Source organism: Amycolatopsis eburnea, assembly GCF_003937945.1.
In the GTDB taxonomy this organism is placed as follows: domain Bacteria; phylum Actinomycetota; class Actinomycetes; order Mycobacteriales; family Pseudonocardiaceae; genus Amycolatopsis; species Amycolatopsis eburnea.
This window is the reverse complement of sequence record NZ_RSEC01000002.1, coordinates 1-23,699: the sequence shown is the minus strand read 5'-3', so window position 1 is coordinate 23,699 and position 23,699 is coordinate 1. Positions and strand designations below refer to the sequence as shown.

Here is a 23,699-nt window from a genome sequence, read left to right as displayed (position 1 = left end):
GTGGGCCGCCGTCTGCAGCAGCTGCGCGAAGAGTGGGCCGCCGCCGGCGAGGCCCTCGAACGCAACGACCGGGCCCGCTCCCGTCGGCGCAGCGAGCCCACCGCGGCGGCCGCCGGCCCCGAGTGCACCGCCGCCGACGTGACGGTGATGAACACGGCCACGATCGCCGGCGTTGTCGCCAACTTCGTCGTGAACAGCTGAAACGAGGTCAACGCCGTGCCGAAGTACACCGCTGAGGAAGCCGAGATCCTCGCCCTGGCCGCGCACGAGGTCGGCCACGCCATGGTCTGCAGCAAGTACGGCATCAAGGTCGTGAAGCTTTGGATCAACGGCGACGCCGGCCAGACCCAGCACGCCGAACCGGACATGACCGACCAGAAGCAGGTCGACGGCGCGCTCGCCGTGTTCTTCGGCGGCTTGGAGGCCGGCGCCGCCTGGGTGCAGCGCAACGCCGGAATGTGGCGCGGCCAGGCCCTTCGCTGGTCCCGCCAGTGCTCGGAATCGGACCTCAGCAACTACCGCGGCCTCCGCCGCCACGGCTCCGTTTCGCAGGCCAAACACCAGGCCATGGCCCGAACCGTCATCAGCAGCAACTGGGGGCGCATCGACCGGCTCGCCAAGAAACTCGCCACCGACGGCCACCTCGGCGGCCGCCACTTCAACTGAACCGGCACCGTCCTATTTGGAGGAACAAGTCATGTTCGGCAAGAGCAGCAACAGCAACTCCGACAACACCAACTCCGACACCTGCTCGTGCTGCTCCGCCCCCGCCACCACCACCTACGCGGGCGACCGAATGTGCGGCCCGCACGCTCAGTCCCGGCAGGAGCTGGACGAGCGACCCTGCTTCCGCCTCTACGGCTCCGCCCACCCGCGCTGACCCTCAACCCCTCGGAAAACCCAACCTTCGAAAGGAAGCTCTTCGTGCCGAAGAACGAACCCCAGACCTGCCCGAATGGCCACCCGGCCAACAGCAACGGCAATTGCTTCGGGCACGGCTGCGTCTACGACAACGCCCGGCGCCACCTCTGACACCCCGGGTGGGTGGCCCCTCCGACCAAGAACGAGCCGCCCACCCGGGTTCGCCACCCCGTCCATCCCAGAACGGAGCAACAAGTCTCATGATGCCCCTTCTCAACCGCGTCTCGAAGGCCGACCGCCGACGCTGGCTGGCGGCCGAAACCCTGCTCGACCTCGGTCGTGTCACCGCGGACTGGCTGGAGGACACCGTCGGCTCCCAGCCCGGCTACCAGCCCGGCTACGGCCCGGACCCCGAGACCGAGCCGCTGATCGTCACCCTCGCCCGCGTCAACCGCGCCGGGTTCCTCACCGCCGCGTCCCAGCCCGGCATGAACCCCTGCACCGGCTACGACGGCGCCACCTGGTCCCAGCGGGCCGCCGTCGAAGGCTTCCTCGAGGAACATCGCGCGGCCGCGCTGGCCGACCGGGCCCGCGACCACGGGCTCACCGTCGTGCTGCACCCGCCGGCCGCGCTGGTCCGGCGCCACCGGCGGCCGCTGGAGCCGTGGACGCCGGTCACCCTGCGCGAAGGCCTGGTGATGACCGGATTCGGCGGCTTCCGAACCGCCCGCGACCTGCGCTCCAGCGTCGTCGGCTACGGCGGCCTGTGTAGCCGCACCGCGGTCGCCGCGGTCACCCACGCCGCGCAGCTCACCATCGTCGACCTCGACTACCGCGACAGCTCGCGGCTGTGGGAGCTGCTCGACGAGTGGGCCGACGAGCAGGGCAGCCTGATCGCCGAGCTCGACCCCCGCCGCGCCGACCAGCGCCTGATCACCCAGCTGCTCGCCGCGCTCGCGGCCACACCTCGCGCCACCGCGTTCGTGGCCGACCACGCCGAGCCGACACACGAGCAGCGAGCCGTGCTCATCCTCAACCCGACCGGCGTCAACTCCGGTGGCGCGATCCGATGGCCGGTCCACGAGCAGGACCTTCCGCTGCTGGCCGACGTCGACCGGGCTCCGGATCTGCTGGCCTCCGCCCTCCCGGCCGACCAGACCCGCAGCCAGATCATCCAGCTGCTGGCCACCCACGCCCAGGTCCTGCGCATGCCGACCAGCTGGGACGACCCGTGGACCACGGAGGTGCGCCGATGACCACCAACGACTCCGGTGCCTGGCATAGCGATCTCCAGCGCCAGCAGGAAGAGCTGCAGCGCAAGAAGCAGGAAGCCGAGCAGCAGGGACAGGGCCGATGACCAGCGCACACGACGAAACTCCGCTGCTGCGGGTGCTGGTCGGGCCGCCCGGATCCGGCAAGACCACCCTTTGCCAGGCCCAGCTGACGGCCGGGCGCTGGGGTGTGCGGGTGTCGCTCGACGACGCCCGCGCCCGCTTCGGCGTCGACGCCCACGACCAGAGCGCCACGACCAGGGCGCTCGCCTGGGCCTTCCACCACGTCGACCAGCTGCTCGCCCGTGGGTTCGAGGTCACCATCGACGCGACCTCGACGACCGCGCGGGAACGCTCGAACTGGCTCGCGATCGCCGCCGCCCACCAGACGCCGGTCGTTGCCGTGATCGTGCGGACTCCGCCGGCGGTCGCCCACGAGCGCAACGCCGCCCGCGAACGGCCCGTGCCCGCCGACGTCGTCGACGGCATGGCCGCCCGCGTCGCCGCCCTCACCGTCGCCGACCTGCTCGGCGAAGGCTTCGCCCACGTCACCGAACACACCACCGCAGCCCCGGAGGAAGCTTCGTCATGACGGATCCCGCCCTGCTCGACATCGCCGGAATGCTCAACGAGCTGAGGCTCGGTCCGCTGGTCGTGGACAGCGTGCCCGGTCCCGGCGGCCAGGGCCACGCGCTGCAGGTCGAACTCGAAGGGCCGGCCCCCGCGCCGCGGCTGGCCCGCTTCACCGAGCTGCTGACCTTCGTCGACGTCGTTCTCGGCAAGTTCCACGACAGCGATACCACGGTGCGGCTCACCGCCCGCGGCCGCGCCCCCAGCGGCGTTCCCGTGCTGGTCGTGGCCACCTTCGATGAGCTCCAGGACGTCGACGTCGTCACGCGCATCCGCACCGAGCTCGGTCGCGCCATCGCCCGCAAGAACATCGCCGGCCTGCTCACCCGGCTCGCCAACCTCCAAACATCCACCCCCGCGTGACCAGGGAGAACAGCCCTATGCCCCAGCTGCATCGGAAGCTGCTGCCCGCCGTCGTCCTGGCGGCCAGTCTGACCGCCGCCTGCTACCCCGGCTACGCCACCACGACGTCGACGAGCGACCCGGCCGCGGTGGCCACCAGCCCGTCGACGAGCCCCGCCGCGGCCACCGCGCTGCTGGCCACGCTGCGCGTCGCGGTCGAAGACACCGGCGCGCACTACCACCGCGAGGACTGGAAGCACTGGATCGCCCAACCCGCTGCCGGCCGCGGCTGCGACACCCGCGAACTGGTCCTCAACACCCAAGGTCAGCACGACGGCGGCGGCCCGGTCGCCCATGACCCCGTCACCTGCGCGCCCTTCAGCGGCCACGGCAACCGCTGGACCAGCCCCTACGACGGCGTCACCGTCACCGATCCGGCCCGGCTCGACATCGACCACCTGGTCCCGCTCGGCGAAGCCGCCCGCTCCGGAACCCGCGCGTGGACCAGCGCGCAACGCGAGCGTTTCGCCAACGACACCGCGTTGCTGATCGCGGTGACCGCGAAAACCAACCGCGCCAAAGGGGACCAGGACCCGGCGCGCTGGCTGCCCGCGCTCGACCGCTGCGGCTACGCGAGCCACTGGATCGAGGTCAAACACCGGTACGCGATGAGCGTCGACCCGGCCGAACACGACGCCCTCGCCGGCCTGCTCCGGCGCTGCTGACCCGAAAGAAGCCCCAGCAACGGCTACGCCGAGCGGAGGTGAACCCCATGGGAGACAAGACCTGCCTGGACTGCTGGCACGCTGGCGAAGGCCAGACGGTGCACTGCGGCAGCTGCCCGTGCTGCCGCTGACCCGCGGCGCGGCAGCACGCGGCGTGTTGAACGCGGTCCCCGCCGGCGCACCACCACTTGCAACGAACCCGAGAGGAACCAACTCGCCTTGACCGACCAGACGGTGTACCTCGTCGAGGACCACACCGACCCCGAGCCGAAGCCCCACACGACATACTGGGCCCACGTCTACACCGACCTCGACCAGACCAAGCAGGCCGTGAAGGACAACGCCTGGCGCAACAACCGCGGCTGGATCAAGTGGGTCGACCGCGGTGGCGTCCACTACGGCTACCCCGAGCACCCCAAGCCCGGCGTCGACCCCGACCGCGAGCTGTACCGGCTCGTGCCGCTGAGCGTCCAGCCACCCGCGCCGCCCCAGACGCGGTGGGAGGCTGCGCCCAGCCGGAACGTGTAGCAGCTGCAGCACCAAGACGGCGGGGGCCGGCCACAGCGCCGGCCCCCGCCGTTGTCGTCTCGCCAACCAGGGGGCCGCCGACCCCGCCGATCCGCCTCGTCTTCCGGGGACCGCTTAAGCCGGATCCCCCGATCCCCGACCGGGCAGCCGTGTGAGCTGCGGTGACACGGTTGCCAGGGGATCCGCCGGTGTACCAGACTCACAGGAGGGGAGAAACCCGACAACACAACATTTCGCCGCCGCGGCGAACCGGCCCGGGAGCAAGATAGGGCTTTCCATAGGAAAGCCGACCTCCGTCGGCGGCGGTTGACGATCGCGGCCGCGGTTCGCTCGATCGAGGCCCCGACGTCCGGGTGCGTACCGTGGCCGCTCGTGGAGACCGCCGAAGCCGCCGAGGCCACCCCGTCGTCGATACGCCAGCCGATCATCACCAGCGCCGCATTGGTGCTGCTCTCTGGAGCGCTTGCCAGCGTCTACATCGGCGGGTTCCTCGTGCACGCCCAGCCCCCGATGACGCCGGTTATCGCCTACGCCGGCGGCACCACGCTGCACCTGGCCGCGCTCGCCGGGCTGAGCATCCTGCGCGCTGGATCTCGTCCTCCGGGGTCGCTGCGCGCGACGCTGCTGCTGGGTGCGGTGTTCGTCGGTGTGTACGCAGCCCTCGGCTTTCACCGGATGCACCCGGCAAGTCCGGCGTTCGGTGCGCTCTTCGGCGGCTTCTTCGCTGCGCTCGGACCGCTGTGGGTCGGGCTGCTCCTGCCGCGTGAAGCCCGCACACCGGCGGAGCAAGATATGGGATAAGACAATCTTATGGACCGCGCTTAACGCTGTTCGGCCGTCGCTACCGGCGAGCGGAAAGCCGATCGAGACCGCCCGGGTGTGCCTCTCCCAGCGCCGCCATCGCGCGCACCAGGTGCTCGTAGATCGAGCGGTGATCCCAATGCCGGGCGCTCGTGATCGAGGCCGGCCTGCGCAGCTGCTGCGCGAGCTCGTCGAGCATCGTGTTCCACCCTCGCGGATCCGTCGGCACCCGCGGACCGCGCGGCGCGACCGTCCGTGTCAGCGTCTGCTCCCGCACCTCGACCACCGGCGCCGGCAGTTCCTTGCCCAGCTGCTCAGCAGCCCGCCGGATCGCCCACGCCCGCGTCCGGCACGTCGCGTCGCAGTACCGCCGCGGCCGCCCCCGGCCGTACTGCACGAGCGCCCGCCCGCACGCTCCGCAGGTCTGCGGATTCGTCCGCTCGGTCGTCGTCGACCGCACCGTCGTCGTGTCCGCCTCACCCATCGAACCGGCCCCTCGCTTCCGTCACAACGAAATCCCCTCACCTTCGACGATAGCGAAATCCGCGACCCGAATCCGGGCGTCACGAACGCCAAGATCAACAACTTTGAGCTAAGGTATCGACACGATACGTGACTTTCGTTGTGACGAATTCTTACGGCGCAATTTGCGCTTCGCTGCCCCGCCGTCCCGCGGCCCGGTGCGTTGTCAACGAGGTCACCCTGCCCCGCCCGACCACCGCCCACCCCGCACCCTCGCCCTGCCTACCAGCCCCTACCGGCCCGCCGCCTCACCCTGCCCGCCGGCCACCCTCCCCCGGCACTCCAACCCCGCCACGGCCACTACAGCCACACCGCCCCACTTTCCCGCAGCACCTCTTGCAAGAGTTTTGACCCGGGTTTCGTGCTGACGAAAAAGTGTCGTAGATACCTTAGACCAACCGATTCCGTACTGACGAAAGAACCGCGTCGAATGCAGAGCAAGATATGCAGGAAGGGAACCTTCCTGCGCTCGGGCCTGACGGCCCGATCCGGGTGCCTCGGGCCGGCGGGCCGCGCGTGCGACGGAAACGGACGGACGTCGCCGTGCACTCGTGAGCGGCGCCGGCCACACCTCTTGGTCGGCCGCCTGTCGAAGCCGCGAACGTGACCGGCGGGCTGCCATGATCGAGGCCATGTCCCTCACGCCGACTCCGGCCATCATCGCCCGTGACGCGCTCTACGCCCTCCACGGCAAACTCGGCGAAGACGCCTCGACCGAGCAGCTGCTGCAACTCGGCATGCTGGCCGCCCAAGTCGAGATCGCCGACCGCCTCGAAGGCATCGAGAAGTCGCTCGACATCGGGCTGCTCATCCGGACCGAGTAGCCGAGCGCGGCCGCGCTCAGCGGGCGAGGTGCTCGAGCGCCTGGCGCAGCAACGGCCGGTGCGGCTCGTACAGCCCGCCCTCGGACGCCAGCGCCGCGGCGAGCTCGTCGACGTCGTCGGGCAGCGGCCACCAGCGCGCGTCCGCCGCGTCGTCGCCGGCGGTGGCCGGGACGGTCTCTTCGAGCTCGAACAGCGCGGCCGTCGAGGCCACCCAGGCGTGGTCGGTGTTGCGCCAGTCGTCGACGACGGCCCGGCCCAGCACGACCGGCGTCGTGGCCGCGAGGTCCACGCCGGTCTCCTCGCGCAGCTCCCGCACGAGCGTGGCGGGTGCGGTCTCGCCCGGGTCGACCATGCCGCCGGGGATCGCCCACCGGCCGACGTCCTTGCGGCGGATCAGCAGCACGCGCCGGTCCTCGCCGGTCCCGGCGACGACGATCGGGTCCGCCGCGGCGTTCTCGCCCCACTTGCCGAGATTGCGTCCGGTCCGCCCGGCGCGGCCCTGCGGGTTCAGCGGCCGCCACCGGTCGTCGAAGTCGAACCGCACCAGCGCCTGGTCGTGCCGGGCCTGCCAGTCCGGGACGTCGTCGATCTCGGGGTAGGGCTCGGCCCAGCCTTCGAGGACGCTGGCGGTCAGCCCGGTCGTCTGCAGCTCGGCGGGTGTGATGTCCACCGGCAGGTACGCCGGCCACGGCGTCGACCACGAGCGCATGTTCGCCGGCACCTTCACGCCCGGGTGGTCAACCGGCGCCGTCTTCCCGGTCGCCCACAGCTCCGCCGCGTCCGGCTCGCCGCGCAGCAGCTCGGTGCGTCGCGACTGCGCGGTCGCGCGCGCCACGCCCATCGCCGTCGCCAGCGCGCCGAACGAGCCGCCGGCCTCCGCGTGGGCCCGCACCGTCGCGGCCTGGACGCCCTCCAGCCGGGAGGTCAGCGTCGCGACGTCCTGCAGCACCCACTCCTGCCACATCGTGCCCGCGCTGACCGGCGTGTCCTTCAGGCTCGGGCCACCGGCGCGGATCGGGTCTCGTCCGGAGCGCAGGGCCGCCAGGCCGACGAGCACCGTGTCCAGCGCCTCGCCGAACTCGGTCACGGCGTCGCCGAGCGCGTCGGCCTGGTCCTTCGTCAGCGAGATGACCAGGTCGACGCCACCGCGCCGGGCGTTCGCGTCCTTGTTGTAGTTCAGCACCGCTCAACCTCCCGTATGAAATCTCGTACAGGCAACTGTATGTAAAATCGTACAGTCGGGCAAGGGGTGGGCAGGATGGGGTTCATGGGGGATACGCAACCGAAGCCGGCCTCGCCGATGAACCGACGACACCGCAGTCCGAACGGAGGCCTGCCGCGGATTTCCGGCGGCCGCATCCGCTACACCCGCGACGAGTGGGACCTCGTCCGCGAGGCCGCCGACGCCGACGGCGGCCTCGCCGTCGGTGCCTGGGTGTGCCGGGCCGCGCTCGACGTCGCCACCGGACACGCTCACGGTGGCGACGTGCCGCGCCGCGAGCTCGAGGAACTGCGCGACGAGATCCGCCAGGCCCGCGCCGCTCTTGCCAGTGTCGGCGGCAACATCAACCAGATCGCCGCCGTCGCCAACACCGCTGGCGAACTCCCGACCGCTGAGCAGCTGCAGGCCATGCTGCGGTTCATCCGCGACCACGTCCTGGCCCTCGACAGCGCGAGCTCGGACATCGTGGGCTACCTCATCGACCCGGCGAAGCCTCCGCGACGCCGCTCCGCCTGACCTGGCCGCTGTGGACTACTCGTCGGGATCCTTGCCCGGTGGCGGCTCGGGAAGGCCGGCCACCAACTCGGCGAGATCGACTTCGAGCGCGTGCGCGATGCGGGCCAGGACGACGATCGAGGGGTTGGCCTCGCCGCGTTCGATCTGGCCGATGTAGGTCCAGTGGACCCGGCTGCGCCGACCGAGGCGTTCCAGGCTAAACGCCTTGGGGACCTTCGCTTGCCGGGCCGCGCGGACACGCTCGCCAAGCGCGCGAGCGAACTCCGATATGACCTGGTCAGACACGAGGCGTATGCCTATCGACCTTGTGTCGATCAACGCCAGAGACGATCAACACAAGGTGATGAGTCTTATGTCTATAGTCATCAGAATGACGGACCCAATCCCGGGGCCAGCTCGTCGACCCGTGCCACCCGCCGACACTGCGGGAATCGTGTTCGCCCGCCTGCGCCGCGGCGTGACGCTGCCCGGCGGCCGGGTTGTCGGCGAGACCGACCGCGAGGTGCACCTCATCCCCATCCCGCTCGGCGATGACAGACCCGCCGCCCTGGTCGCCTACTGCGGACTGGTCATCCGGCCCGGCCAGGCCGACCTCGTCGACACCCTTGCGGGCATGCCGTGCCCGCTATGCATGGTGCGCTCGCCGGCGCCAGTCACGCGGTGAGCAGCTCCCTCTGCCGAGTCGGTCGGTGTAGCGGTTGCGACCGTCGCGGCGACAGCACAGGTATGACCGAGTTCGAGCGGACGGCGCTGGCCGACGACGCGTTCGTGCTCACGCTGTGGGCGTGGGGCGCCCAGATTGACCTCGCACCCCACGCTGAGGGTCTGGACATCGTCGCGATGATGCACCGCTGGCACGAGGGTCGCCGCCTGCACACGATGCCGACCCTCGCCGACGAGGTATTCGCCGCCGAGCAGGAGTTCCGTACCGCCGAGCAGGAGCTCCGCGAGCAGCATCAGCAGCCCGCGTGGATCCCCGACGACACCTGGCCGATCACCCACGAGCAGGTGCGCCGCCAGCAGGCCGCGCGCGCCGCCGGACGGCGGCCGCGGTGGCATCCGCCAACCGCGGCCTGATCGCCTCCGCGCTCGTCGGCGAGCTGCCGAGCGGGCCACTTCGTGGCATGGAAGGCGACGAAAGCTACGGTTTTGATCGGCAAAAGTTACGTTTGAAAACAGCAAAAATTACCTTCAAGGCGTAATGATTGCTGTTTTTGTCTGTTATCAGTGCTACCCGTATGGGTAGTATTCGATGCGTGGAGATGGACAAGGCCTTCGAGCTGCTCGGCGACTACGTCGGCGAGCAGTGGGGCATGGTCACCGCCCGGCAGGCGAAGAGCCTCGGGATCGACGCCGTCACGCTCTACCGGCTCAAGGACGCCGGCTTCCTCGACCTGGTCCGCCGCGGTGTGTACGTCGCGACCACCGCAGCGGCCCACCGCCACCAGGCCGAACAAGCGGCCTGGCTCGCGCTGCGGCCTACCGAGTGGGCTTGGAACCGCGAACCCCTCGACCCCGACGACGGGGTCCTCTCCCATGGCACGTCTGCCCGCCTGCACGGCTTCGGCGAACTGGTGGAGAACGAGATCGCCTTCACCGTCCCCCGCCGGCGCACCAGCCGCGACACCGACCTGTGGTTCAAGATCGACGACAGCCTCACCGACGACGACGTGACCCTCGTCGACGGGCTGCCCGTGACGACCATGCTGCGCACCGTCTGCGACCTGCTCGACCAGCACATCGACGGCAGCCACATCGCCACGATCATCCGTGAAGCTGTCGAAGCCGGCCAGCTACGGCTGGACACCCTCGCCGACCGCATCACCCCCTACGCCCGGCGCTACCGCGTCCGCCCGCTCACCGGCACCGCGCTGCTGGAACACCTGCTCGAGCAAATCGACCTCACCGTCGACGACCTCGCCACCCGGCCCAGGCCACGACGGCCGCCATCCGCCGAGAGCTTCGTCAACGACTTCCTTGCTCGGAACGGTCACCTCCCTGTCCGCCCGGCTGGGCATGGGCAGGCGAAGAGCCAGGGAGGATCCGCGGCGGCGGCGTGGACTGAGCCGGAGGTTCAGCAGATCGTCGCCGCCGCGATGGCCCCGGCCGCGGACGAGCTGCGTGCGAACTTGCGCAGCATCACCGCACCGACAACCGACGCGTGGGGCAGCGCTCTCGCCGAGATGATGCGCAACAGCCCCGCCATGGAAGAGTTCCGCAAGAAGATCCGCGCGATAACGAGCCCGGACGTCGACGGGCTGAGCCGTGCCCTCGCGACGATCGCCCTGCAAGGTCCCGGCGGCGAAGAACTGAGGCAGCAGATCGCCCGGTCCGTCGCGGCCGGTCCGCCGCTCATCGCTGCAGCCCGGCAAGATGCCTCCCGTGACGAACTGGACACCAACGACGACTGACGCCTGTGCCGCGTGACGGGCGGCCGCTCACGCCCAGCGGCTACAAGAACTCGATCAAGACCCGCGCCAAGAACGCGGCCGCGACCACCCCAGGCGTGAACGCGGGCGAGCTCACCGACCTGTACTACCACCGGCGGCTGCTCGCGCGCGTCTTTCACGCCGACCCCGGCCGCTGGGTGCTCAAGGGCGGCCAGGCGCTGCTGGTGCGCTGGCCTGCGGCCCGCTACTCCACCGACATCGACCTGCTCGGCGACCAGGACAGCACCGACGAGGCGGTCGCCGCCTTGATCGAGGCGGCCGGGGTCGAGCTCGACGACCACATCCTCTTCCGGCACCAGAAGACCACCGATCAGCCGCATCCCGACCGGCCCACCCGGACCGTCTACTTCCGCGCGATGTTCGGCAACGTCGAGCTGCGCCGCGACGTCAAGGTCGACGTCGTCGTCTCCGGACACCTTCCCCGCGGCGCCGTGGTCGTCGAGCCTCTCGACGCGCCGTTCAACGTCGAGTGCGACGTCTGGCCCGAGGTGCGGATGTTCCCGCTCGAGGACCACGTCGCCGAGAAGATCTGCGCGATGTACGAGAAGCACCGGATCGCAGGCAACGACTCCACCCGCTATAAGGACCTCGCCGACCTGGCCATCATCGCGCTGAACTCCCCGTTCGACGGCGCGATGCTGCACGCCACCCTGCTTGAGGAAGTTCATCGCCGTCGCGATCGCGGGATGGTGCTCGAACTTCCCGCGACGTTCACCGTGCCCAACAGCGCCTGGCGGGCCGGCTACAGCGAGATCGCCAAGAAGGTGCGTGAGCTCCCCAGCGAGCTGAACACCTTCGCAGGTGTCCAGCCGCTCATGGATGCCTTCCTCACCCCGCTCCTGAAGCCGACCCCACCCTCAGGCTCGTGGACCCCGCAGACCCGTCGGTGGGGGTGACGGCCGCGCCGGGAGTGGCCGCCCGGATGCGACACGTAAGAGTGTCGGGACCTCGTCCTACGCTTGACGGATGCAGCCGCCGCCGCAGGCCTTCGCCGACGAGTCGTTCCACGAGAACACCGACGGCGGCTTCTACGTGCTCGCGGCCGCGGTGCTACCCGCCGACCGGCACGACGAGCTGCGCGAGGCGATGCTGCAGATCCGCGGCCGCCGACGAGGCAGCAAGCTGCACTGGTACCCGATGGACCACCAGGAGAAGCTCGACGTCGCCAAACGCATCGCCGACTTCGACGAACTGCACGTCGTCACCGTCGGGACCCCGGTCCGGCCCCGGCGGCAGGAACGCGGCCGCGCCCTGTGCCTGCAGCGGCTGGTTACCGAGCTGCACGACGCAGGCGTCGGCGTGCTGGTCGCCGAAGCCCGCCAGGCCGACCTCAACGCCCGCGACATCGCCACCGTCACGGCGACCCGGCACCGGCTGCCCGCGGGCAGCCGGTGCCGGATCGAGCATCGCTTCGGCGCGGACGAGCCGCTGCTGTGGATCTCCGACGTCGTGGCCGGCGCCGTCCGTGCCCGGATCAACGGCACCGCGGAGTTCTTCGACCCGCTGGCCGGCTGCGTGCACGAGGTGCAGGTCGACACCCCGACCTGATCGCGCAGACCTCGGACATGCGTAAGGCCAGGCTCCCGGTCATGCCCCAGGTCACCTGGCCTTGCGACTCGCGCGACGTCCGCGACGTCTCGCTCTCAACGAGCACACCGTCAAGGACGCGGCCCGGCGGGTTGCTCGTTGCCAAGCCGCGATCACGGCGGCTTGGCAACGCCAAGAGTAACAGCGGATTCCGATGTATGTGCGTTCATGTGCGTCTATGTGCTGCATCTAGGTGTCACAGCTATCTGGCACATCAGTGCAGGCCAGGGCGCCACACTTGCCTATCGATTAGCTCAAGTGTTCGATTGCGGCCATGGCGGTGACGTGGACGCGACCCTCGTGGTGCCCGTCGGTCGGGGACGGCCCCGCGTACCGGTGGGACATCGACTTCCTGTGTAACGGCGAGTACTGGTCACCCCAGAGCGGGCTGCTCGGTGGCCCGCCGGACGACATCGACCTGGAACAGTTGCTGCGAGACTGGTTCGCCGAACGCGGCGGCCCGGCGGCCACCTGGCGCCTGCAGGTCTCGCCACGCGAGGAGGAAGCACCGCCGATCGCCAGCGTCGAGCTGTGGTTCGACGAGCGCGTGCGACCGGTGAAGAGCCTGCGCCGCGACGACGGCATACCCACGCCGCCGCCATGCTGGGCACCGGAGGACCCCGCCCCGGCCTTGCCGAAGCCGACCTCACCCCCGGCGGGCCCGTTGGCCGACCGTCAGTAACACCCGCGACGGCGGGCAGGCTCAGAACAGCAAGTGCCAGCACCCGAGGTGCTCACGGGCGCCGAGCAGGTATTCGCCCGGGTACGTCGCGCGGATGCGAGCCCAGAACGGCCGCGAGCTCGTCTTCTCCGGAGTGATGAACCAGCGATAGCTGGGCAGCTCGGTGCGCAGCTGCGCCAGGACCCGGGTCCCGATCCCGCGCCGCTGCTCGTTGTCAACGAGGCCGATCTCGCCGAGCATCACGCACCGGCAGGCGTGGCAGGCGTCGTAGTCGACGCTGCCGATGTGGACGTCGTCCCGGTAGATCTTGTGCTCGAAGGCGGTGACTTGTGCGTTCTCAACGTGCGAGTGCCCTGGGCTCAGCCGCACACCGTCCCCGAGGTCGGTGCCGCCCGGCTCGACCGGTAGCTGGCCGTGGTGCAGGACGTCTTCGAGCGAGATCGGCGTGCCTTCACCAGCGTCGTCGGCCATGCTGACCACCGTGGCTCTCGACCTGGTCCGCGGCAACTCGTGCCCGCTCGCCCGACGTGGGCGAGCGGGCCGCTGACACAGCTCAGGGACGCGCGAAGAAACGCCGCCACCACGCGGTCGGCGCAGGCTCGTCGGTGACGAGCCGAAGCCCAGGCTGGTGTTCGGGCGTCGTGTCGTCGGCCTGGTGGTCGAGGTCGTGCAGGGTGTTGCGAATGCCGAGCACCGCCGAGGTGACCCAGCCGCCCTCGATGTCGGGGTAGTCGTCTCGGTCGATGGTGCTGCTGATGCGATCCAGCAGCGGACGAGGCAGGTCGGCCCGCTCGGACAGGTTGTGCAGGGTCTTCCCGGCGAGGGTGGCGTGGCGTCCGGTGAGCGCGTCGAGCACCGCGTCGAGCAGCTGCTCGCCGACCGCCGGGGTAAGGCCGGGGTTGAGGGACAGTCCCGGCCAAGCGGCGGGCACGTCGAGGGCGGCGCGCTGGACCTCGGTGTCGCCGCTCTTGGCCACGGCGTGGCGCACCTCGTCGGAGGGGTCGGACCGCAACGCGGTGATCTGTTCCTCCATCGCGGCCCGCGGGAAGGCTCGGGAGCGAACGATGTCGTAGACGCTGCCGCACAGTTCCCGCAGCCGCTTCGGGTCGGTGGTCTCGCCGGCTTCGCCGTAGAGCTGGCCGACCTGCTCGGGGTAGGAGGTCATCGCGGCCCGGTGCAGGACCCAGGCCGCGTCGGTGACGTCGCGGCACCAGCGGTAGGCGACCTGCCGCTCCGGCCCGATGCTGGAGTGGTCGGTCAGAATCTGCAGCGTGCCGGCGTCGTCGGGATCGAGGAACATCAGGGTGTAGGCGGCCAGCTCGATCTCCGCGGTGCTGTGGGTGGCGCCGATCGCCGCCTCGAGGTGCCCGCTCAGGTGGCTCGCGGGGTAGAGGTCCTGGTAGCCCAGGTGGCGGGACAGTTCCGTCCAGAACTTCGAGAACGTCCCGTACCGGTAGGCGGGCAGCACCTTCAGCAGCGTGATGAGCCGGGCCGCGGCCGGCGCCAGCTCCGGGTCGCTGGCCAGCGGGCTGGGGTCCAGCAGGTCTTCTGCTCGCATGTCCCCGAGCTCGAGGGCATCCCGCAGCTTGGTCAAGGTCTCCAGTCGAGGCCGGGCCGACTTGCCCGTCTCCAGCTGGCTGACGGTCTCTTGGCTGACCCCGGCTCGCTGGGCCAGGTCCCGCTGATTGAGGTGGGCGGTCTCGCGCAAGTGCTGCAGCATGGTCGACATGCCAGCTAAAACGACAGCAGAACGGCTTTTGTTCCCGTTCGAACGGGCTAAATCTTCCGTTGAACGGCTAGTGTGAAGTAGCGTTGCCGTGGGCTGCGAGATTGGGCCGGTCGGCTGGTCGGTGGCGGCACGCCGCTGTCGATGACTGGCAGCGGACCGCGGTGACTTCATGATCGACAGTGCTCGGCAGCACGACTACACGGGTGAGGGGAACGACCATGGAGACCCAGGCCGCGGCGCCGGCGACCAACCAGATTCCGAAGACCGAGTTCGTGGCCGAAGACGGCACCGTGCTCGCGCAGGTGCGCATGGCAGTCGACCGGCGGATGCCGTGGCTGTGGGGCAGCTTCGGCAACGGCAGCGGCCAGTTCGTCGAGGTCTGGCCAGCACTGCCGTCCCCGACCGCCGGTGTTGTGGGCACCACGGTCGGCCCGTTCGGCGACACCGACATCGACCTGGGGTACTTCCTCGACAGCGCGCGACGTCGCGGCGTCCGCACGATCTACGCCGCCTACGTCGCCGACCCGCGCGAGGTCGACCAGGACGGGCACGCCGCGATCGGTGATGGGCTGGTCGTCCAGTTCTTCGCCGACGGGGTCCTGCACACCTGGCGTGGCGCTCCCCTCGAGGAGGCCACCCCGGCCGGGCACCCCACCCCGCAGCAGCAGGAAGCCATCGACGAGCTGGTCGAGACCCTCGTCGCCGACCCGGAGTACCGGAAGCTGACACGCAAGAGCGAACGCGACGGCTACGCCAAAGCCGGCGCCCGCACCGGCGAACTCGCCGAAGTCTTCCGCGGCGAGCATCCCGCCGTCCCGCCGAACTTCGGCTGGCGAATCCTGCAGCAGGCCCAGGCCCTCGTGCAGCAGGGCGCCCGCGATGCCTACGCGAACGTCGAGGCCGACGAGCCCATCTTGATCGAGGTGCTGCGTCAGGACGATGGCCTCGCCGTGATCAACGATCGCACCGCGCGCCGCCACCACATCCGCGACGTGCTGTTCGAGCGCTACGGCCACGCCCCGCCCTCCGCGCTGATCGGCCGGCTCTACGACGCCACCACGCGGTGAATCCCGAGGTGGCCAGCTTCGGCACCCATGTCTCCGGCATCGCATCTGCCCTGGTGGGCCCGGAACCGGGAATTCCGGGTTCCGGGCCCGACGGCCGCGACTCCGGCTCGTGATCGCGTCCGAGTGCGCGTGCCGGAGCGCGCGTGCGCGCCGGGACCTGTCGGGCCCCCGGCCTACGCTTGACCGATGTCCGTGCTGCAGGCCTTCGCCGACGAGTCGTTCCACGAGGACGACGGCGGTGGCTTCTACGTGCTCGCCGCCGCGGTGCTGCCCGTCGATCGGCACGCCGAGCTGCGCCAGCTGATGCTGGACCTGCGAGGACCACGGTCGGGCAAGCTGCACTGGCAGGTGCTGACCGAGGCACAGCGGCGGGACGCGGCCAAGCGGGTCGCCGACGTCGACGAGCTGCACTTCGTCGCCGTCGGTTCGCCGGTGCCGGTGCGCCGCCAGGAGCGCGGCCGCGCGTTGTGCCTGCAGCGGCTGGTCGCAGAGCTGCACGGCGCCGGCGTCGAGCACTTGATCGCCGAGGGCCGGACGATCCAGCTCAACGCCCGCGACATCCGCACGGTCCAGCAGGCCCGGTTCATGCTGCCGAAGGGCGCGCGGTTCCGGCTCGACCACACCCCAGGCGTTGACGAGCCGCTGCTGTGGGTGTCCGACATCGTGGCGGGCGCCGTACGGGCCCGGCTGCACGGCAACGAGACGTTCTTCGAGCCCCTGGCCGGCTGCGTGCTGGAGCTGCAGGTGGAGACCCGGACCTGACCGGGTACGGACATGCGTAAGGCCAGGGTCCCAGTATTCCCCGGGTGCACCTGGCCTTGCGACTCGCGCGACGCCCGCGGCGACGCGCTCCTAACGAGTTTCCAGCTCCTCTACTCGTTGCCAAACCGCGGTGAGGGCGGCTCGACAACACGAGCGTAACCCAGTTTCGAGTTTGCAAACACGCTTGGCGCTGTTCTGTTAGTCGCATCGTGTGTATTCGGTGAGCGTTCCAGTGTCGTAAAACTCGCATTCGGGCTGGTCAGGGAGTTTCGGGGGTCGCTCAGTGCGCGGGTGCCGTCGCACCGTAGCGAGACGGTTCGACCGCGGTCAGAGTTGGCGGTTTCGCAAGTCGCTCCTGACCGGCGGGCCACCGTGCCAGACGTTCACGGCGGCCGGGGCTCGACGTTTGCCCTGGTGGGCCCGGAACCGGGAATTCCGGGTTTCGGGCCTGTCGCGAGCCGGGTTTTGTCGGTGCGCGCCACTACGCTGGTGGCCGGCCGCCCGCGCTGGCCTGACTCCGAGCCGACCTCACCCACGCTGAGGCGGTGACGAGGACCGAAGGGTCCCTGACTCGCGCGACGAAGACAGCCGTCGTCTGCCAGTCGCCTGTTCCTGGCGGGGGATGCGTGGGATCGCCCGTCGTCGAGGGAGCAGAGACCATGACCGCGAACAAGGCCCGCAAGCGCGCGACCAGGACCCGCGCCGCCGAAGCCGGCATCTCCTACACCGCCGCCCACTTCGAGAACACCGCGCCGCGGCCCGTCGGGGAGCAGCGCCCGGAGTGGGCGGGCATCGACTGGTACGCCTTCCCGCCCGAGCCGCCCCGCGGGTGCCGGCTCGGCGTGCTGCACGCCAACCAGCGCTACTACTGGACGATCCGGCGCCGGTGGGCATCAATCGCGCCGGAGCAGGTGCAGCGCCAGGCACACAGCGCCGCGGATCCGCTGCGCCGCGCGCAGCACCTCGCCGGGTGGTGGCCGGAAGGGCTGATCTACTTCGGCCGCACGCGGGACGTGGCGCTGAGCGTGCTCTACACGATCGCGATGCACGACTGGCCGGACCTGGTGCCCAACGCAGAGGTTCTCGCCGAGCTGGCCGCGGCCGGAGAACCCGCGCCGGTGGACGCCGCCTTCGCCGAGCTGGACCGCCACGCCCGGCTGCTCGCCGGCGACCAGCGCCACGCACCGACCGTGGAGCTGGTCGAGCAGGCACGCACGATCCTGCAGACGCAGGCCGCCGACACCAGCGACCCGCGCCGGCGTCGCCACGCCGAGATCGCGCTGGCGAACATCCGACGCGCTCTCACGCCGTACGACGTCGGCCGGGACGGCTACCCGATCGCCGAGGGCATCGCGATGCCCGGCGCGCTGGCGACGTTGGATGCGATGCTGTGCAGCTCGCAGGGCGGATTCCCGCCCGGGACCGTGGTTTCCTGCCAGGATGGCGGCCGCCGGGTGCTGGCCGAGATCGATCGCTGCCGGTGGGCGCCGGCCGGTGGCGGCCCGACGCACTACGACGTGCACTGGTTCGGTGCCCCGGGCGAGGTCCCCCACCGCGCCGAGCAGCTCGTGACGGCCGAAGACGTGCAGCTGCCCTCCGGCACCGCAGCGCCGTGGATGACGCGGTTGTGACGCGCGGCGGCCGCCTGTCCTCGCGGTCGGTCTCCGAGCGGTGATCCACTGAACGAAGGCCCTGGCGGTCCAACTCGGACCCCAGGGCCTTCTCCTGTATCCAGACTGACCTGCTCGGACGAACAACTACGCGGCTTCGTCGCAGAGCCAGCTCCGCTCAGCGCCGGAACGAGGTAATCCGCTGGTCAAGCTCACCACGGTGGGGTCCTATAAATCGTCGGCAGGAGGACCGACCAGAGAAACCTCTATATAGGGCGGCCGCGGGGGGAGGAAATGCAAAATCCAGCACACGGGCGCGGCCGCAGCCTTGACCTGGCCGGCTGGGTGGAGCTCGCCCGCACCGCGATCGAGCAGACCTTCGAAGAGCAGCTGGTCATGCCCCACTCCGAGATCGAAGCGCGCCTCTGGGACCTCGGCTGGCTCGACCCCACCAACCTCCGGAAAATCCACTTCAACCCCCACATCTTGACCCTCGCCCAAAACGAGCTTGAGCGGGCCGGCCGGATTCTGCACATCACGCACCCCACCAAGGGCGGCGCCACCGTCGACCTGCTCAGCACCGCCGACACCCGCCTGCGCACCACCGCGATCTCCCGGGCGGCCCGCCGCAAGGGCATGCTCTACGCCCGCTACGACCGGTGGATCCCCACCATCGGCGACGCCGGCGAAGCCGTCGTCGCCCACTCCCTCACCGAGGCCATGCGCCGCGGCGACGGCTTCATGCCGGTCAACTCCGACGGCAAATTCGGCGAGATCAGCCGGATCGGCACCCTGAAGTTCCCCGGCCCGGTCGACAACGGCGCCTGGCAGACCGTGATCGACCCGACCACGCGCCTACCACTGCCGGCCACACACCTGGTGCTGATCGAGATGAAGAACCGCAGACTGACGCTCTACCCCCGGCACGCCGAAGTCCACCAGTTGCTGCACAAGGCAGCCCTCGCCGTAGACGAGTTTCCCGGCCTGCCAATCGTCCCCGCCCTGATCTGCCGCCGCGGCCACCCCTGGCTGTTCTGGATGGCCAAGGACCTCGGATTCCGCGTCCAGCAGACCCGGCGCCAGTTCTTCACCCTGCCGGACAAGACCGACCGCCGCTACCTCACTGAAGTCCAGGAGGAACTCGGCTTCGACCTCCACCCGATCAACGGCGAGATGCCGAAGATCATCGACTTCTTCAAAGGCGTGCTCCCCAAAGAAGCCGCGACGGCCGCTCAGCGGTGGAAGCTGATGGCCCCGCTCGTCAAGTCCTACTCGGAGGAACTGCGCAAGGACACCCTCGCCGAGTACGCCCGCACCCAGCTGCTGCACGAGATGTATCTCGACGTCGAACTCGTCATGAAACACAGCAGCCTCGGCGAGCCGGCCACCTGGACCCTGCCGCCCGAAGACGCCCGCGAGGATCCGACCTTCCTCTGACTGCCTGTCTCAAAACCATGGTTTTGAGACAGCCCTGCGCCGTTCGGGTGGTCGTAACAAAACCCCTGGTCGGGACGTCTCAGAATCTGGTCTCATAAGGTAGTCTCAAAACCCTGCTACGGAGTTAGATTCTGAGATTGGAGCCGAGGATGTCGGACGTGGACGGCTGGGTGGAAGACCGCTTCCCCTACGACGGCCCGCACTCACAAGACACCGTGATCGAAGCCGCGACGGCGATTCGCGAGCTGACCCGCTACATCAGCAACGCCACCCGGCACCAGCACACCCTGGAGTGGGCGGCCACCGTCCGGCGCGTCAGCAACACGCTCGCCGGCGCGACCTGGTTGCAGGACGAGGTGCTCGACCGCCTCGCCGACGGCATGACCCGGCTCGCGGAGGACCGGACGCTCTACCACGAGGACACCCCGAGCCGGGACCGTGGCCACGGCGACCCGAAGGCGGCCGCGACGGCGCGGGAGGCCGCCCGCGTGCTCGGCGAGGCCCGCAAGGCGGTCCGGGTGTCGGCGACCGCGCTGGACACGGTCGCGCAGACCGTCTACCCGCTCGGGAACGAGTGATGGGCGCCGAGTCGGACACTGCCTCCGCCGGCGACGCCACGGCGGCGCCGCTGACGGCGGGGCAGCTGCGGGAGTACCTGGCCGGGATCCCGGCCGACAAGCCGCTCATCGCGGTCACACCGGACGGTGACTCGTTCCTGGTGACCGGCATCGGGTTTGGCCAAGTCGACTGGGGCCGCGGCAACGGTCTCGAGGTGGAGGACCGCTACCTGGAGCTGTCCACGGTCGACGCCCCGCGCGAGCTGATGCTCTTCCCGAAGGACAAGCACGCCGCGTCGGTCGCCGCGCAGCTGCGGGAGATCGAGACCGAGGCCCAGGGCGCCGCCTTTCTGGCCGGCCTGCAACTGGACCGGGAGGGGCTGCTCGACGTCGCCGAGGAACTGAAGCTAACCCGGATGCAGAGCGTGCGCAGCCTGGCCGAACTTCGGCGCCGGATCCTGACGCAGGCGATCAGCGCCCGGCGGAAATACGAAGGGCTGCGGAAATGGTGAGCGACCGGAACGACGAGGTCGCCGAGACGCTGGTCAGCATCGCGACCGAGGCGATCGACGCCCCGAAGACCGCAGGCGCCCGGCTCGCCGACTGGCTCGGTCGCACACCCTCGCGCGCCGGCGAGCTCAAGATGCAGCGGCTGGCCCACCTCGGGCCGCGGCTGGTGGCCGACGCGCTGTTGCGCGGCGGCTGGGCCCAGCCCGACCTCTACGCGCCGAGCCGTACCGACGTCCCTCCCGCGGTGCTCGCCGCGACCCGCGCGGTCGCCCGGCACCTGGCCGGCGAAGCCGACACCGCCGACGCCCTCGTCGACGCCTTCGTCGCCCGGCACGGGATCCAGGGCCAGTGGGACATCGGCGTCGCCGCGCTGCGGCTGCTCACCGAGGAACTGCGCGACCAGCGCACCGACGCTCCCCGAGGAAACCCACGATGACCGCCGCTGACCAGCCGGCCAGCCCGGTCCTGCCCTACCCGCACGCGCGCAACGACTGCAGGGCCTGTCGGGAACGCGACGCCGACGTCGAAGTGCTCGACGAGCACGGCCAGCCCCGGACGCCACGCCACGAGCTGTGCCGCCTGTGCTTCGGCAACCTCGTGACCATCCTTGCAACCCACGAGTCCGGCCCGCAGCTTGATCAGCCGGTGGCCGTGCTGTTCCGTCCCGCCGAGGGGCGTCGATAGCCGAGCCGCGCGTCCCCGCTCCACCCGCTGCCCGCACCCACTCGACGAGGGAATTCCGCAGATGACCACCATTGACCAACCCCAGCCGGACGAGACGGTCCGGATCCTCATCCCCGACCACCCCGACCTCTACCGGCGGCTGGGCCGCGCGGTCGACTTCGCCGGCGCGCTGCGCCACGCCAACGACGACGTCGAGGACGGCGACGAGCCGTGGCGACTGCCCGACCAGCTCGTCGCCCCGGAGCTGCAACAGGCCCTCGACGTCGCCTTCCTGCACAAGCCGCTGATGTGGCACGTCGGCGACGACAGCGACGAGGCCCGGACCGAGACCGCGCTGTCGCACGCCGGCGTCGGGCACATGGGCGTCTACATCACGAGCCTGACCTGCGGCCAGCTGCAGCTGCTGACCGCCGCGGCCGCGCTGCTGACGCAGGCCGAGACCACGCCGTTCAAGGAACGCACACCGCTCCTGGCGGAGATCGCCGCGTTCGTCGACGCGTGGCGCGAGGCGGATGCGGACAACGCCAGCGAGGCCTCGCTGGCCGCGTGGCAGACCGCGGTGGCACTGCTGGCCATCGCGGCCGCCGCACAGTCGGCCACCGAGCACCGGCCGGACCGGCTGCTCGACCACGAAGGCCGCCTGGTCCCGGTCGCCGAACCCGCTGGCCCCGGCCCGGCCGCCGACACCGCGTTGCTGCTCGAGCGGATCGACGCCGCGGCCGCGGCCGCGGCCGCCGACGGCGAGGGCCAGGCGCGCGAGGTCGAGCTCGACTACGCCGGGTTCCGCGCGTTCCGCAGGCTCAGCGTCGAGTGGCACGTCGCCATCTACGGCGCGAAGGCCGACTCCTCGGACGCGCTGCTGCAGTCCCTCACGTACTGACCGGAGGCCCCGTTGACCACCCGCGACAAGAAGACCACCGCGGCGCCGGCCACCCACGACGGACCGGCCCAGGACCGCCAGGCACCGGCCGGGCTGGAGCTCGGCTACGCCCGCGTCTCGACCAAGAAGCAGGACCTGACCCGCCAGCTCGACGCCCTGGCCGCCGCCGGCATCCCCGACGAGCGGATCTTCGTGGACAAGCGCACCGGCGCGAACACCGAACGCGACGGCTGGAAACGGCTGCTGGCCTACGTCCGGCCCGGCGACACCATCACCGCCTCGAACCTGGACCGGCTCGGGCGCAACATGCGCGAGTGCCTCAACATCGTGCACGACTTGACCGAAGAGGACATCGGTGTGCGGACGCTGTCCGACCCGTTCCCGATCGACACACGCGACGACTCGCCGATGGCGCAGATCGCTGTCGCGATGCTCGCGCTGTTCGCGCAGATGGAACGCACGTTCATGCTGGAGCGCGCCGCCGGCGCCCGCGCCGCCCTCGAAGCCCGCGGTGGCTCGCCGGGCCGGCCCCGGAAGCTGAGCGACGACGCGCTGCGCGCGGCGAAGGCTGCCGTCAACTCCGGCATGGACGTCGACGCGGTCGCCAAGCTGCACGGCGTCAGCCGGGCGACGCTGTACCGCTATCTCGCCGAACTCGAAGCCGAGCAACTGCTCGCTGAGGCAGCCACCCTCGATGACGACCAGGACCACGACCCCGATGGGGAGCGACGAACTGCATGACCAACGGCACCGCCGAGTACCGCAACGCCTACCCCGAACTCTTCGCCGCGGGAGCCCACGCACCATGACCACCGGTCCCCGGCAGCCGCCTTCGCCGGAGCGCGAGGCGATCCGGATCGCAAACAGCTTCGAAAGCTACGACCGCAACGGACGACGCTGGGAAACCGCCGGCGACGACGAGAGCCCGTTCGGCCAGGCCCGGGTATGCCGGGTCTGGCCCGCCCGAGTCCTGCACGTCGTCGGCGCGTCCGAGATGGCTGAACAGCTGCGCTCGCTCTACGGCAACGACGAGATCACCGGCTGGACGCTGCAGCCGATGGCCCAGACCCGAACGCTGCTGCACACCCGCCAGCAGAAGATCCTCGACGCCGCCGACGGAAGCGGCCGCGGCTACACCCCGCTCGTCCGCCACGGCTTCGTCTACGTCGAGGAGGTCCAAGCCTGTCCAGACGCGGCACTGCGCGGCGTTCGCAACGTCGGTCCCAACACCCTGCCGATCATCCGGCACGTCCTGCCCTACACCGGGCCCGTCGTCGACGACGGGCCCGAGCCGCCGCCCGGCCCGGGGCGGCTGCACTCTCCCGACCGCGAGGCCCAGCTCGAAGCATTCAGCCCGGTCACCAGGGCCCGCTACCGGCGCCTGATCGACGGCCTGGCTGCCTCATCGATCCCCGTGAGCGCGCTGAGCCGGATTGCCGAGTCCCTCAACGACGAGTCCGTTCCGCCCGCGGACCCGCTCGTCGAGCTGCTGTTGGAGACCG

The 23,699-nt window shown here is 70.4% G+C and carries 34 protein-coding genes; 29 read left to right on the top strand and 5 right to left on the bottom strand.

Annotated elements, in window-relative coordinates; genetic code table 11:
* From EIY87_RS00170 to EIY87_RS00130, 9 genes are all read left to right on the top strand, one after another.
* Positions 1-201, top strand: a complete 201-nt coding sequence (locus EIY87_RS00170; protein WP_125305568.1) for a hypothetical protein — start codon at positions 1-3, stop codon at positions 199-201.
* Positions 202-216: 15 nt separating this feature from the next.
* Positions 217-666: a hypothetical protein gene (locus EIY87_RS00165; protein ID WP_125305567.1), complete on the top strand. Its 450-nt coding sequence runs from the start codon at positions 217-219 to the stop codon at positions 664-666.
* A gap of 31 nt (positions 667-697) precedes the next feature.
* Positions 698-880 (top strand): hypothetical protein, encoded by a 183-nt coding sequence (locus tag EIY87_RS00160; protein ID WP_125305566.1) that lies wholly within the window; start codon positions 698-700, stop codon positions 878-880.
* A gap of 241 nt (positions 881-1,121) precedes the next feature.
* The gene (locus tag EIY87_RS00155) at positions 1,122-2,117 is read left to right on the top strand and encodes a DUF6919 domain-containing protein (RefSeq protein WP_125305565.1); all 996 of its coding nucleotides are present in this window, start codon (positions 1,122-1,124) and stop codon (positions 2,115-2,117) included.
* A gap of 97 nt (positions 2,118-2,214) precedes the next feature.
* On the top strand, positions 2,215-2,724 hold the full coding sequence (locus EIY87_RS00150) for an ATP-binding protein (protein ID WP_125305564.1): 510 nt from the start codon (positions 2,215-2,217) through the stop codon (positions 2,722-2,724).
* Entirely contained in the window at positions 2,721-3,125 is a 405-nt protein-coding gene (locus EIY87_RS00145) for a hypothetical protein (RefSeq protein WP_125305563.1), read from the top strand. The genes EIY87_RS00150 and EIY87_RS00145 overlap by 4 nt, the downstream gene beginning before the upstream one ends.
* Before the next feature lie 17 nt (positions 3,126-3,142).
* Positions 3,143-3,829, top strand: a complete 687-nt coding sequence (locus EIY87_RS00140; protein WP_125305562.1) for an HNH endonuclease family protein — start codon at positions 3,143-3,145, stop codon at positions 3,827-3,829.
* Positions 3,830-4,048: 219 nt separating this feature from the next.
* Positions 4,049-4,357, top strand: coding sequence for a hypothetical protein (locus EIY87_RS00135; protein ID WP_125305561.1), 309 nt, complete (start codon positions 4,049-4,051; stop codon positions 4,355-4,357).
* Positions 4,358-4,729: 372 nt separating this feature from the next.
* A complete protein-coding gene (locus EIY87_RS00130; RefSeq protein ID WP_125305560.1) occupies positions 4,730-5,158 on the top strand; it encodes a hypothetical protein in 429 nt (142 codons plus the stop codon).
* Between the two features lie 40 nt (positions 5,159-5,198).
* On the opposite strand, the gene EIY87_RS00125 is transcribed toward EIY87_RS00130, so the two are convergent.
* Entirely contained in the window at positions 5,199-5,642 is a 444-nt protein-coding gene (locus tag EIY87_RS00125; RefSeq protein WP_125305559.1) for a hypothetical protein, read from the bottom strand.
* 670 nt (positions 5,643-6,312) lie between these two features.
* Here EIY87_RS00125 and EIY87_RS00120 point away from each other — a divergent pair.
* Entirely contained in the window at positions 6,313-6,504 is a 192-nt protein-coding gene (locus tag EIY87_RS00120; protein ID WP_125305558.1) for a hypothetical protein, read from the top strand.
* 16 nt (positions 6,505-6,520) lie between these two features.
* On the opposite strand, the gene EIY87_RS00115 is transcribed toward EIY87_RS00120, so the two are convergent.
* On the bottom strand, positions 6,521-7,687 hold the full coding sequence (locus tag EIY87_RS00115) for an NUDIX domain-containing protein (protein ID WP_225439621.1): 1,167 nt from the start codon (positions 7,685-7,687) through the stop codon (positions 6,521-6,523).
* A gap of 84 nt (positions 7,688-7,771) precedes the next feature.
* Between EIY87_RS00115 and EIY87_RS00110 the strand changes: the two genes are divergently transcribed.
* The gene (locus EIY87_RS00110; RefSeq protein WP_125305557.1) at positions 7,772-8,242 is read left to right on the top strand and encodes a hypothetical protein; all 471 of its coding nucleotides are present in this window, start codon (positions 7,772-7,774) and stop codon (positions 8,240-8,242) included.
* 15 nt (positions 8,243-8,257) lie between these two features.
* Here EIY87_RS00110 and EIY87_RS00105 read toward each other — a convergent pair whose 3' ends face one another.
* Entirely contained in the window at positions 8,258-8,527 is a 270-nt protein-coding gene (locus EIY87_RS00105) for a helix-turn-helix domain-containing protein (RefSeq protein ID WP_191983888.1), read from the bottom strand.
* A gap of 148 nt (positions 8,528-8,675) precedes the next feature.
* Between EIY87_RS00105 and EIY87_RS00100 the strand changes: the two genes are divergently transcribed.
* The 7 genes from EIY87_RS00100 (at position 8,676) to EIY87_RS00075 (ending at position 12,961) form a co-directional block, all read left to right on the top strand.
* On the top strand, positions 8,676-8,906 hold the full coding sequence (locus tag EIY87_RS00100) for a hypothetical protein (protein WP_225439620.1): 231 nt from the start codon (positions 8,676-8,678) through the stop codon (positions 8,904-8,906).
* A gap of 62 nt (positions 8,907-8,968) precedes the next feature.
* Positions 8,969-9,319 carry a hypothetical protein gene (locus EIY87_RS00095; protein WP_125305556.1) on the top strand — a complete coding sequence of 117 codons (351 nt, stop codon included), beginning with the start codon at positions 8,969-8,971 and terminating at the stop codon, positions 9,317-9,319.
* The gene (locus EIY87_RS47505) at positions 9,295-9,444 is read left to right on the top strand and encodes a hypothetical protein (RefSeq protein WP_158641263.1); all 150 of its coding nucleotides are present in this window, start codon (positions 9,295-9,297) and stop codon (positions 9,442-9,444) included. The genes EIY87_RS00095 and EIY87_RS47505 overlap by 25 nt, the downstream gene beginning before the upstream one ends.
* A gap of 60 nt (positions 9,445-9,504) precedes the next feature.
* A complete protein-coding gene (locus tag EIY87_RS47960) occupies positions 9,505-10,653 on the top strand; it encodes a type IV toxin-antitoxin system AbiEi family antitoxin domain-containing protein (protein ID WP_404799981.1) in 1,149 nt (382 codons plus the stop codon).
* A gap of 5 nt (positions 10,654-10,658) precedes the next feature.
* The gene (locus tag EIY87_RS00085; protein WP_125305555.1) at positions 10,659-11,588 is read left to right on the top strand and encodes a nucleotidyl transferase AbiEii/AbiGii toxin family protein; all 930 of its coding nucleotides are present in this window, start codon (positions 10,659-10,661) and stop codon (positions 11,586-11,588) included.
* Positions 11,589-11,658: 70 nt separating this feature from the next.
* On the top strand, positions 11,659-12,240 hold the full coding sequence (locus EIY87_RS00080) for a DUF3800 domain-containing protein (protein WP_125305554.1): 582 nt from the start codon (positions 11,659-11,661) through the stop codon (positions 12,238-12,240).
* Positions 12,241-12,553: 313 nt separating this feature from the next.
* Positions 12,554-12,961 (top strand): hypothetical protein, encoded by a 408-nt coding sequence (locus tag EIY87_RS00075; protein ID WP_125305553.1) that lies wholly within the window; start codon positions 12,554-12,556, stop codon positions 12,959-12,961.
* A gap of 21 nt (positions 12,962-12,982) precedes the next feature.
* On the opposite strand, the gene EIY87_RS00070 is transcribed toward EIY87_RS00075, so the two are convergent.
* Together EIY87_RS00070 and EIY87_RS00065 are read right to left on the bottom strand one after the other, a co-directional pair.
* Positions 12,983-13,432 (bottom strand): hypothetical protein, encoded by a 450-nt coding sequence (locus EIY87_RS00070; RefSeq protein WP_125305552.1) that lies wholly within the window; start codon positions 13,430-13,432, stop codon positions 12,983-12,985.
* An 82-nt stretch (positions 13,433-13,514) separates the two neighbouring features.
* On the bottom strand, positions 13,515-14,681 hold the full coding sequence (locus EIY87_RS00065; protein ID WP_158641262.1) for a helix-turn-helix domain-containing protein: 1,167 nt from the start codon (positions 14,679-14,681) through the stop codon (positions 13,515-13,517).
* A gap of 227 nt (positions 14,682-14,908) precedes the next feature.
* Between EIY87_RS00065 and EIY87_RS00060 the strand changes: the two genes are divergently transcribed.
* The 11 genes from EIY87_RS00060 to EIY87_RS00010 all read left to right on the top strand — a co-directional run.
* Positions 14,909-15,757, top strand: a complete 849-nt coding sequence (locus EIY87_RS00060; RefSeq protein WP_125305550.1) for a hypothetical protein — start codon at positions 14,909-14,911, stop codon at positions 15,755-15,757.
* A 186-nt stretch (positions 15,758-15,943) separates the two neighbouring features.
* Positions 15,944-16,519, top strand: coding sequence for a hypothetical protein (locus tag EIY87_RS00055; protein WP_125305549.1), 576 nt, complete (start codon positions 15,944-15,946; stop codon positions 16,517-16,519).
* A 659-nt stretch (positions 16,520-17,178) separates the two neighbouring features.
* On the top strand, positions 17,179-18,150 hold the full coding sequence (locus EIY87_RS00050; RefSeq protein WP_125305548.1) for a hypothetical protein: 972 nt from the start codon (positions 17,179-17,181) through the stop codon (positions 18,148-18,150).
* Positions 18,151-18,474: 324 nt separating this feature from the next.
* Positions 18,475-19,566, top strand: coding sequence for a hypothetical protein (locus tag EIY87_RS00045; RefSeq protein ID WP_125305547.1), 1,092 nt, complete (start codon positions 18,475-18,477; stop codon positions 19,564-19,566).
* A gap of 149 nt (positions 19,567-19,715) precedes the next feature.
* On the top strand, positions 19,716-20,144 hold the full coding sequence (locus tag EIY87_RS00040; protein ID WP_125305546.1) for a hypothetical protein: 429 nt from the start codon (positions 19,716-19,718) through the stop codon (positions 20,142-20,144).
* A complete protein-coding gene (locus EIY87_RS00035; protein WP_125305545.1) occupies positions 20,144-20,635 on the top strand; it encodes a hypothetical protein in 492 nt (163 codons plus the stop codon). Before EIY87_RS00040 ends, EIY87_RS00035 begins: the two co-directional genes overlap by 1 nt.
* Positions 20,629-21,069: a hypothetical protein gene (locus tag EIY87_RS00030; protein ID WP_125305544.1), complete on the top strand. Its 441-nt coding sequence runs from the start codon at positions 20,629-20,631 to the stop codon at positions 21,067-21,069. Before EIY87_RS00035 ends, EIY87_RS00030 begins: the two co-directional genes overlap by 7 nt.
* Positions 21,066-21,317, top strand: a complete 252-nt coding sequence (locus tag EIY87_RS00025) for a hypothetical protein (protein WP_125305543.1) — start codon at positions 21,066-21,068, stop codon at positions 21,315-21,317. The genes EIY87_RS00030 and EIY87_RS00025 overlap by 4 nt, the downstream gene beginning before the upstream one ends.
* Before the next feature lie 61 nt (positions 21,318-21,378).
* A complete protein-coding gene (locus EIY87_RS00020) occupies positions 21,379-22,197 on the top strand; it encodes a hypothetical protein (protein ID WP_125305542.1) in 819 nt (272 codons plus the stop codon).
* Between the two features lie 12 nt (positions 22,198-22,209).
* Positions 22,210-22,938 carry a recombinase family protein gene (locus tag EIY87_RS00015; RefSeq protein ID WP_225439619.1) on the top strand — a complete coding sequence of 243 codons (729 nt, stop codon included), beginning with the start codon at positions 22,210-22,212 and terminating at the stop codon, positions 22,936-22,938.
* Positions 22,939-23,002: 64 nt separating this feature from the next.
* Positions 23,003-23,699 (top strand): hypothetical protein (locus EIY87_RS00010; protein ID WP_148106205.1); only part of this gene is annotated, 697 nt, incomplete at its 3' end.

Coding starts and splice junctions, on each gene's coding strand:
- EIY87_RS00065 (WP_158641262.1), bottom strand. CDS start 14,681: ATGCTGCAGCACTTGCGCGAGACCGCCCACCTCAATCAGCGGGACCTG.
- EIY87_RS00040 (WP_125305546.1), top strand. CDS start 19,716: ATGTCGGACGTGGACGGCTGGGTGGAAGACCGCTTCCCCTACGACGGC.
- EIY87_RS00120 (WP_125305558.1), top strand. CDS start 6,313: ATGTCCCTCACGCCGACTCCGGCCATCATCGCCCGTGACGCGCTCTAC.
- EIY87_RS00125 (WP_125305559.1), bottom strand. CDS start 5,642: ATGGGTGAGGCGGACACGACGACGGTGCGGTCGACGACGACCGAGCGG.
- EIY87_RS00050 (WP_125305548.1), top strand. CDS start 17,179: ATGACCGCGAACAAGGCCCGCAAGCGCGCGACCAGGACCCGCGCCGCC.
- EIY87_RS00030 (WP_125305544.1), top strand. CDS start 20,629: ATGGTGAGCGACCGGAACGACGAGGTCGCCGAGACGCTGGTCAGCATC.
- EIY87_RS00080 (WP_125305554.1), top strand. CDS start 11,659: ATGCAGCCGCCGCCGCAGGCCTTCGCCGACGAGTCGTTCCACGAGAAC.
- EIY87_RS00095 (WP_125305556.1), top strand. CDS start 8,969: ATGACCGAGTTCGAGCGGACGGCGCTGGCCGACGACGCGTTCGTGCTC.
- EIY87_RS00145 (WP_125305563.1), top strand. CDS start 2,721: ATGACGGATCCCGCCCTGCTCGACATCGCCGGAATGCTCAACGAGCTG.
- EIY87_RS00020 (WP_125305542.1), top strand. CDS start 21,379: ATGACCACCATTGACCAACCCCAGCCGGACGAGACGGTCCGGATCCTC.
- EIY87_RS00110 (WP_125305557.1), top strand. CDS start 7,772: ATGGGGGATACGCAACCGAAGCCGGCCTCGCCGATGAACCGACGACAC.
- EIY87_RS00140 (WP_125305562.1), top strand. CDS start 3,143: ATGCCCCAGCTGCATCGGAAGCTGCTGCCCGCCGTCGTCCTGGCGGCC.
- EIY87_RS00160 (WP_125305566.1), top strand. CDS start 698: ATGTTCGGCAAGAGCAGCAACAGCAACTCCGACAACACCAACTCCGAC.
- EIY87_RS00035 (WP_125305545.1), top strand. CDS start 20,144: ATGGGCGCCGAGTCGGACACTGCCTCCGCCGGCGACGCCACGGCGGCG.
- EIY87_RS00055 (WP_125305549.1), top strand. CDS start 15,944: ATGTCCGTGCTGCAGGCCTTCGCCGACGAGTCGTTCCACGAGGACGAC.
- EIY87_RS00075 (WP_125305553.1), top strand. CDS start 12,554: ATGGCGGTGACGTGGACGCGACCCTCGTGGTGCCCGTCGGTCGGGGAC.
- EIY87_RS47960 (WP_404799981.1), top strand. CDS start 9,505: ATGGACAAGGCCTTCGAGCTGCTCGGCGACTACGTCGGCGAGCAGTGG.
- EIY87_RS00155 (WP_125305565.1), top strand. CDS start 1,122: ATGATGCCCCTTCTCAACCGCGTCTCGAAGGCCGACCGCCGACGCTGG.
- EIY87_RS00060 (WP_125305550.1), top strand. CDS start 14,909: ATGGAGACCCAGGCCGCGGCGCCGGCGACCAACCAGATTCCGAAGACC.
- EIY87_RS00025 (WP_125305543.1), top strand. CDS start 21,066: ATGACCGCCGCTGACCAGCCGGCCAGCCCGGTCCTGCCCTACCCGCAC.
- EIY87_RS00150 (WP_125305564.1), top strand. CDS start 2,215: ATGACCAGCGCACACGACGAAACTCCGCTGCTGCGGGTGCTGGTCGGG.
- EIY87_RS00070 (WP_125305552.1), bottom strand. CDS start 13,432: ATGGCCGACGACGCTGGTGAAGGCACGCCGATCTCGCTCGAAGACGTC.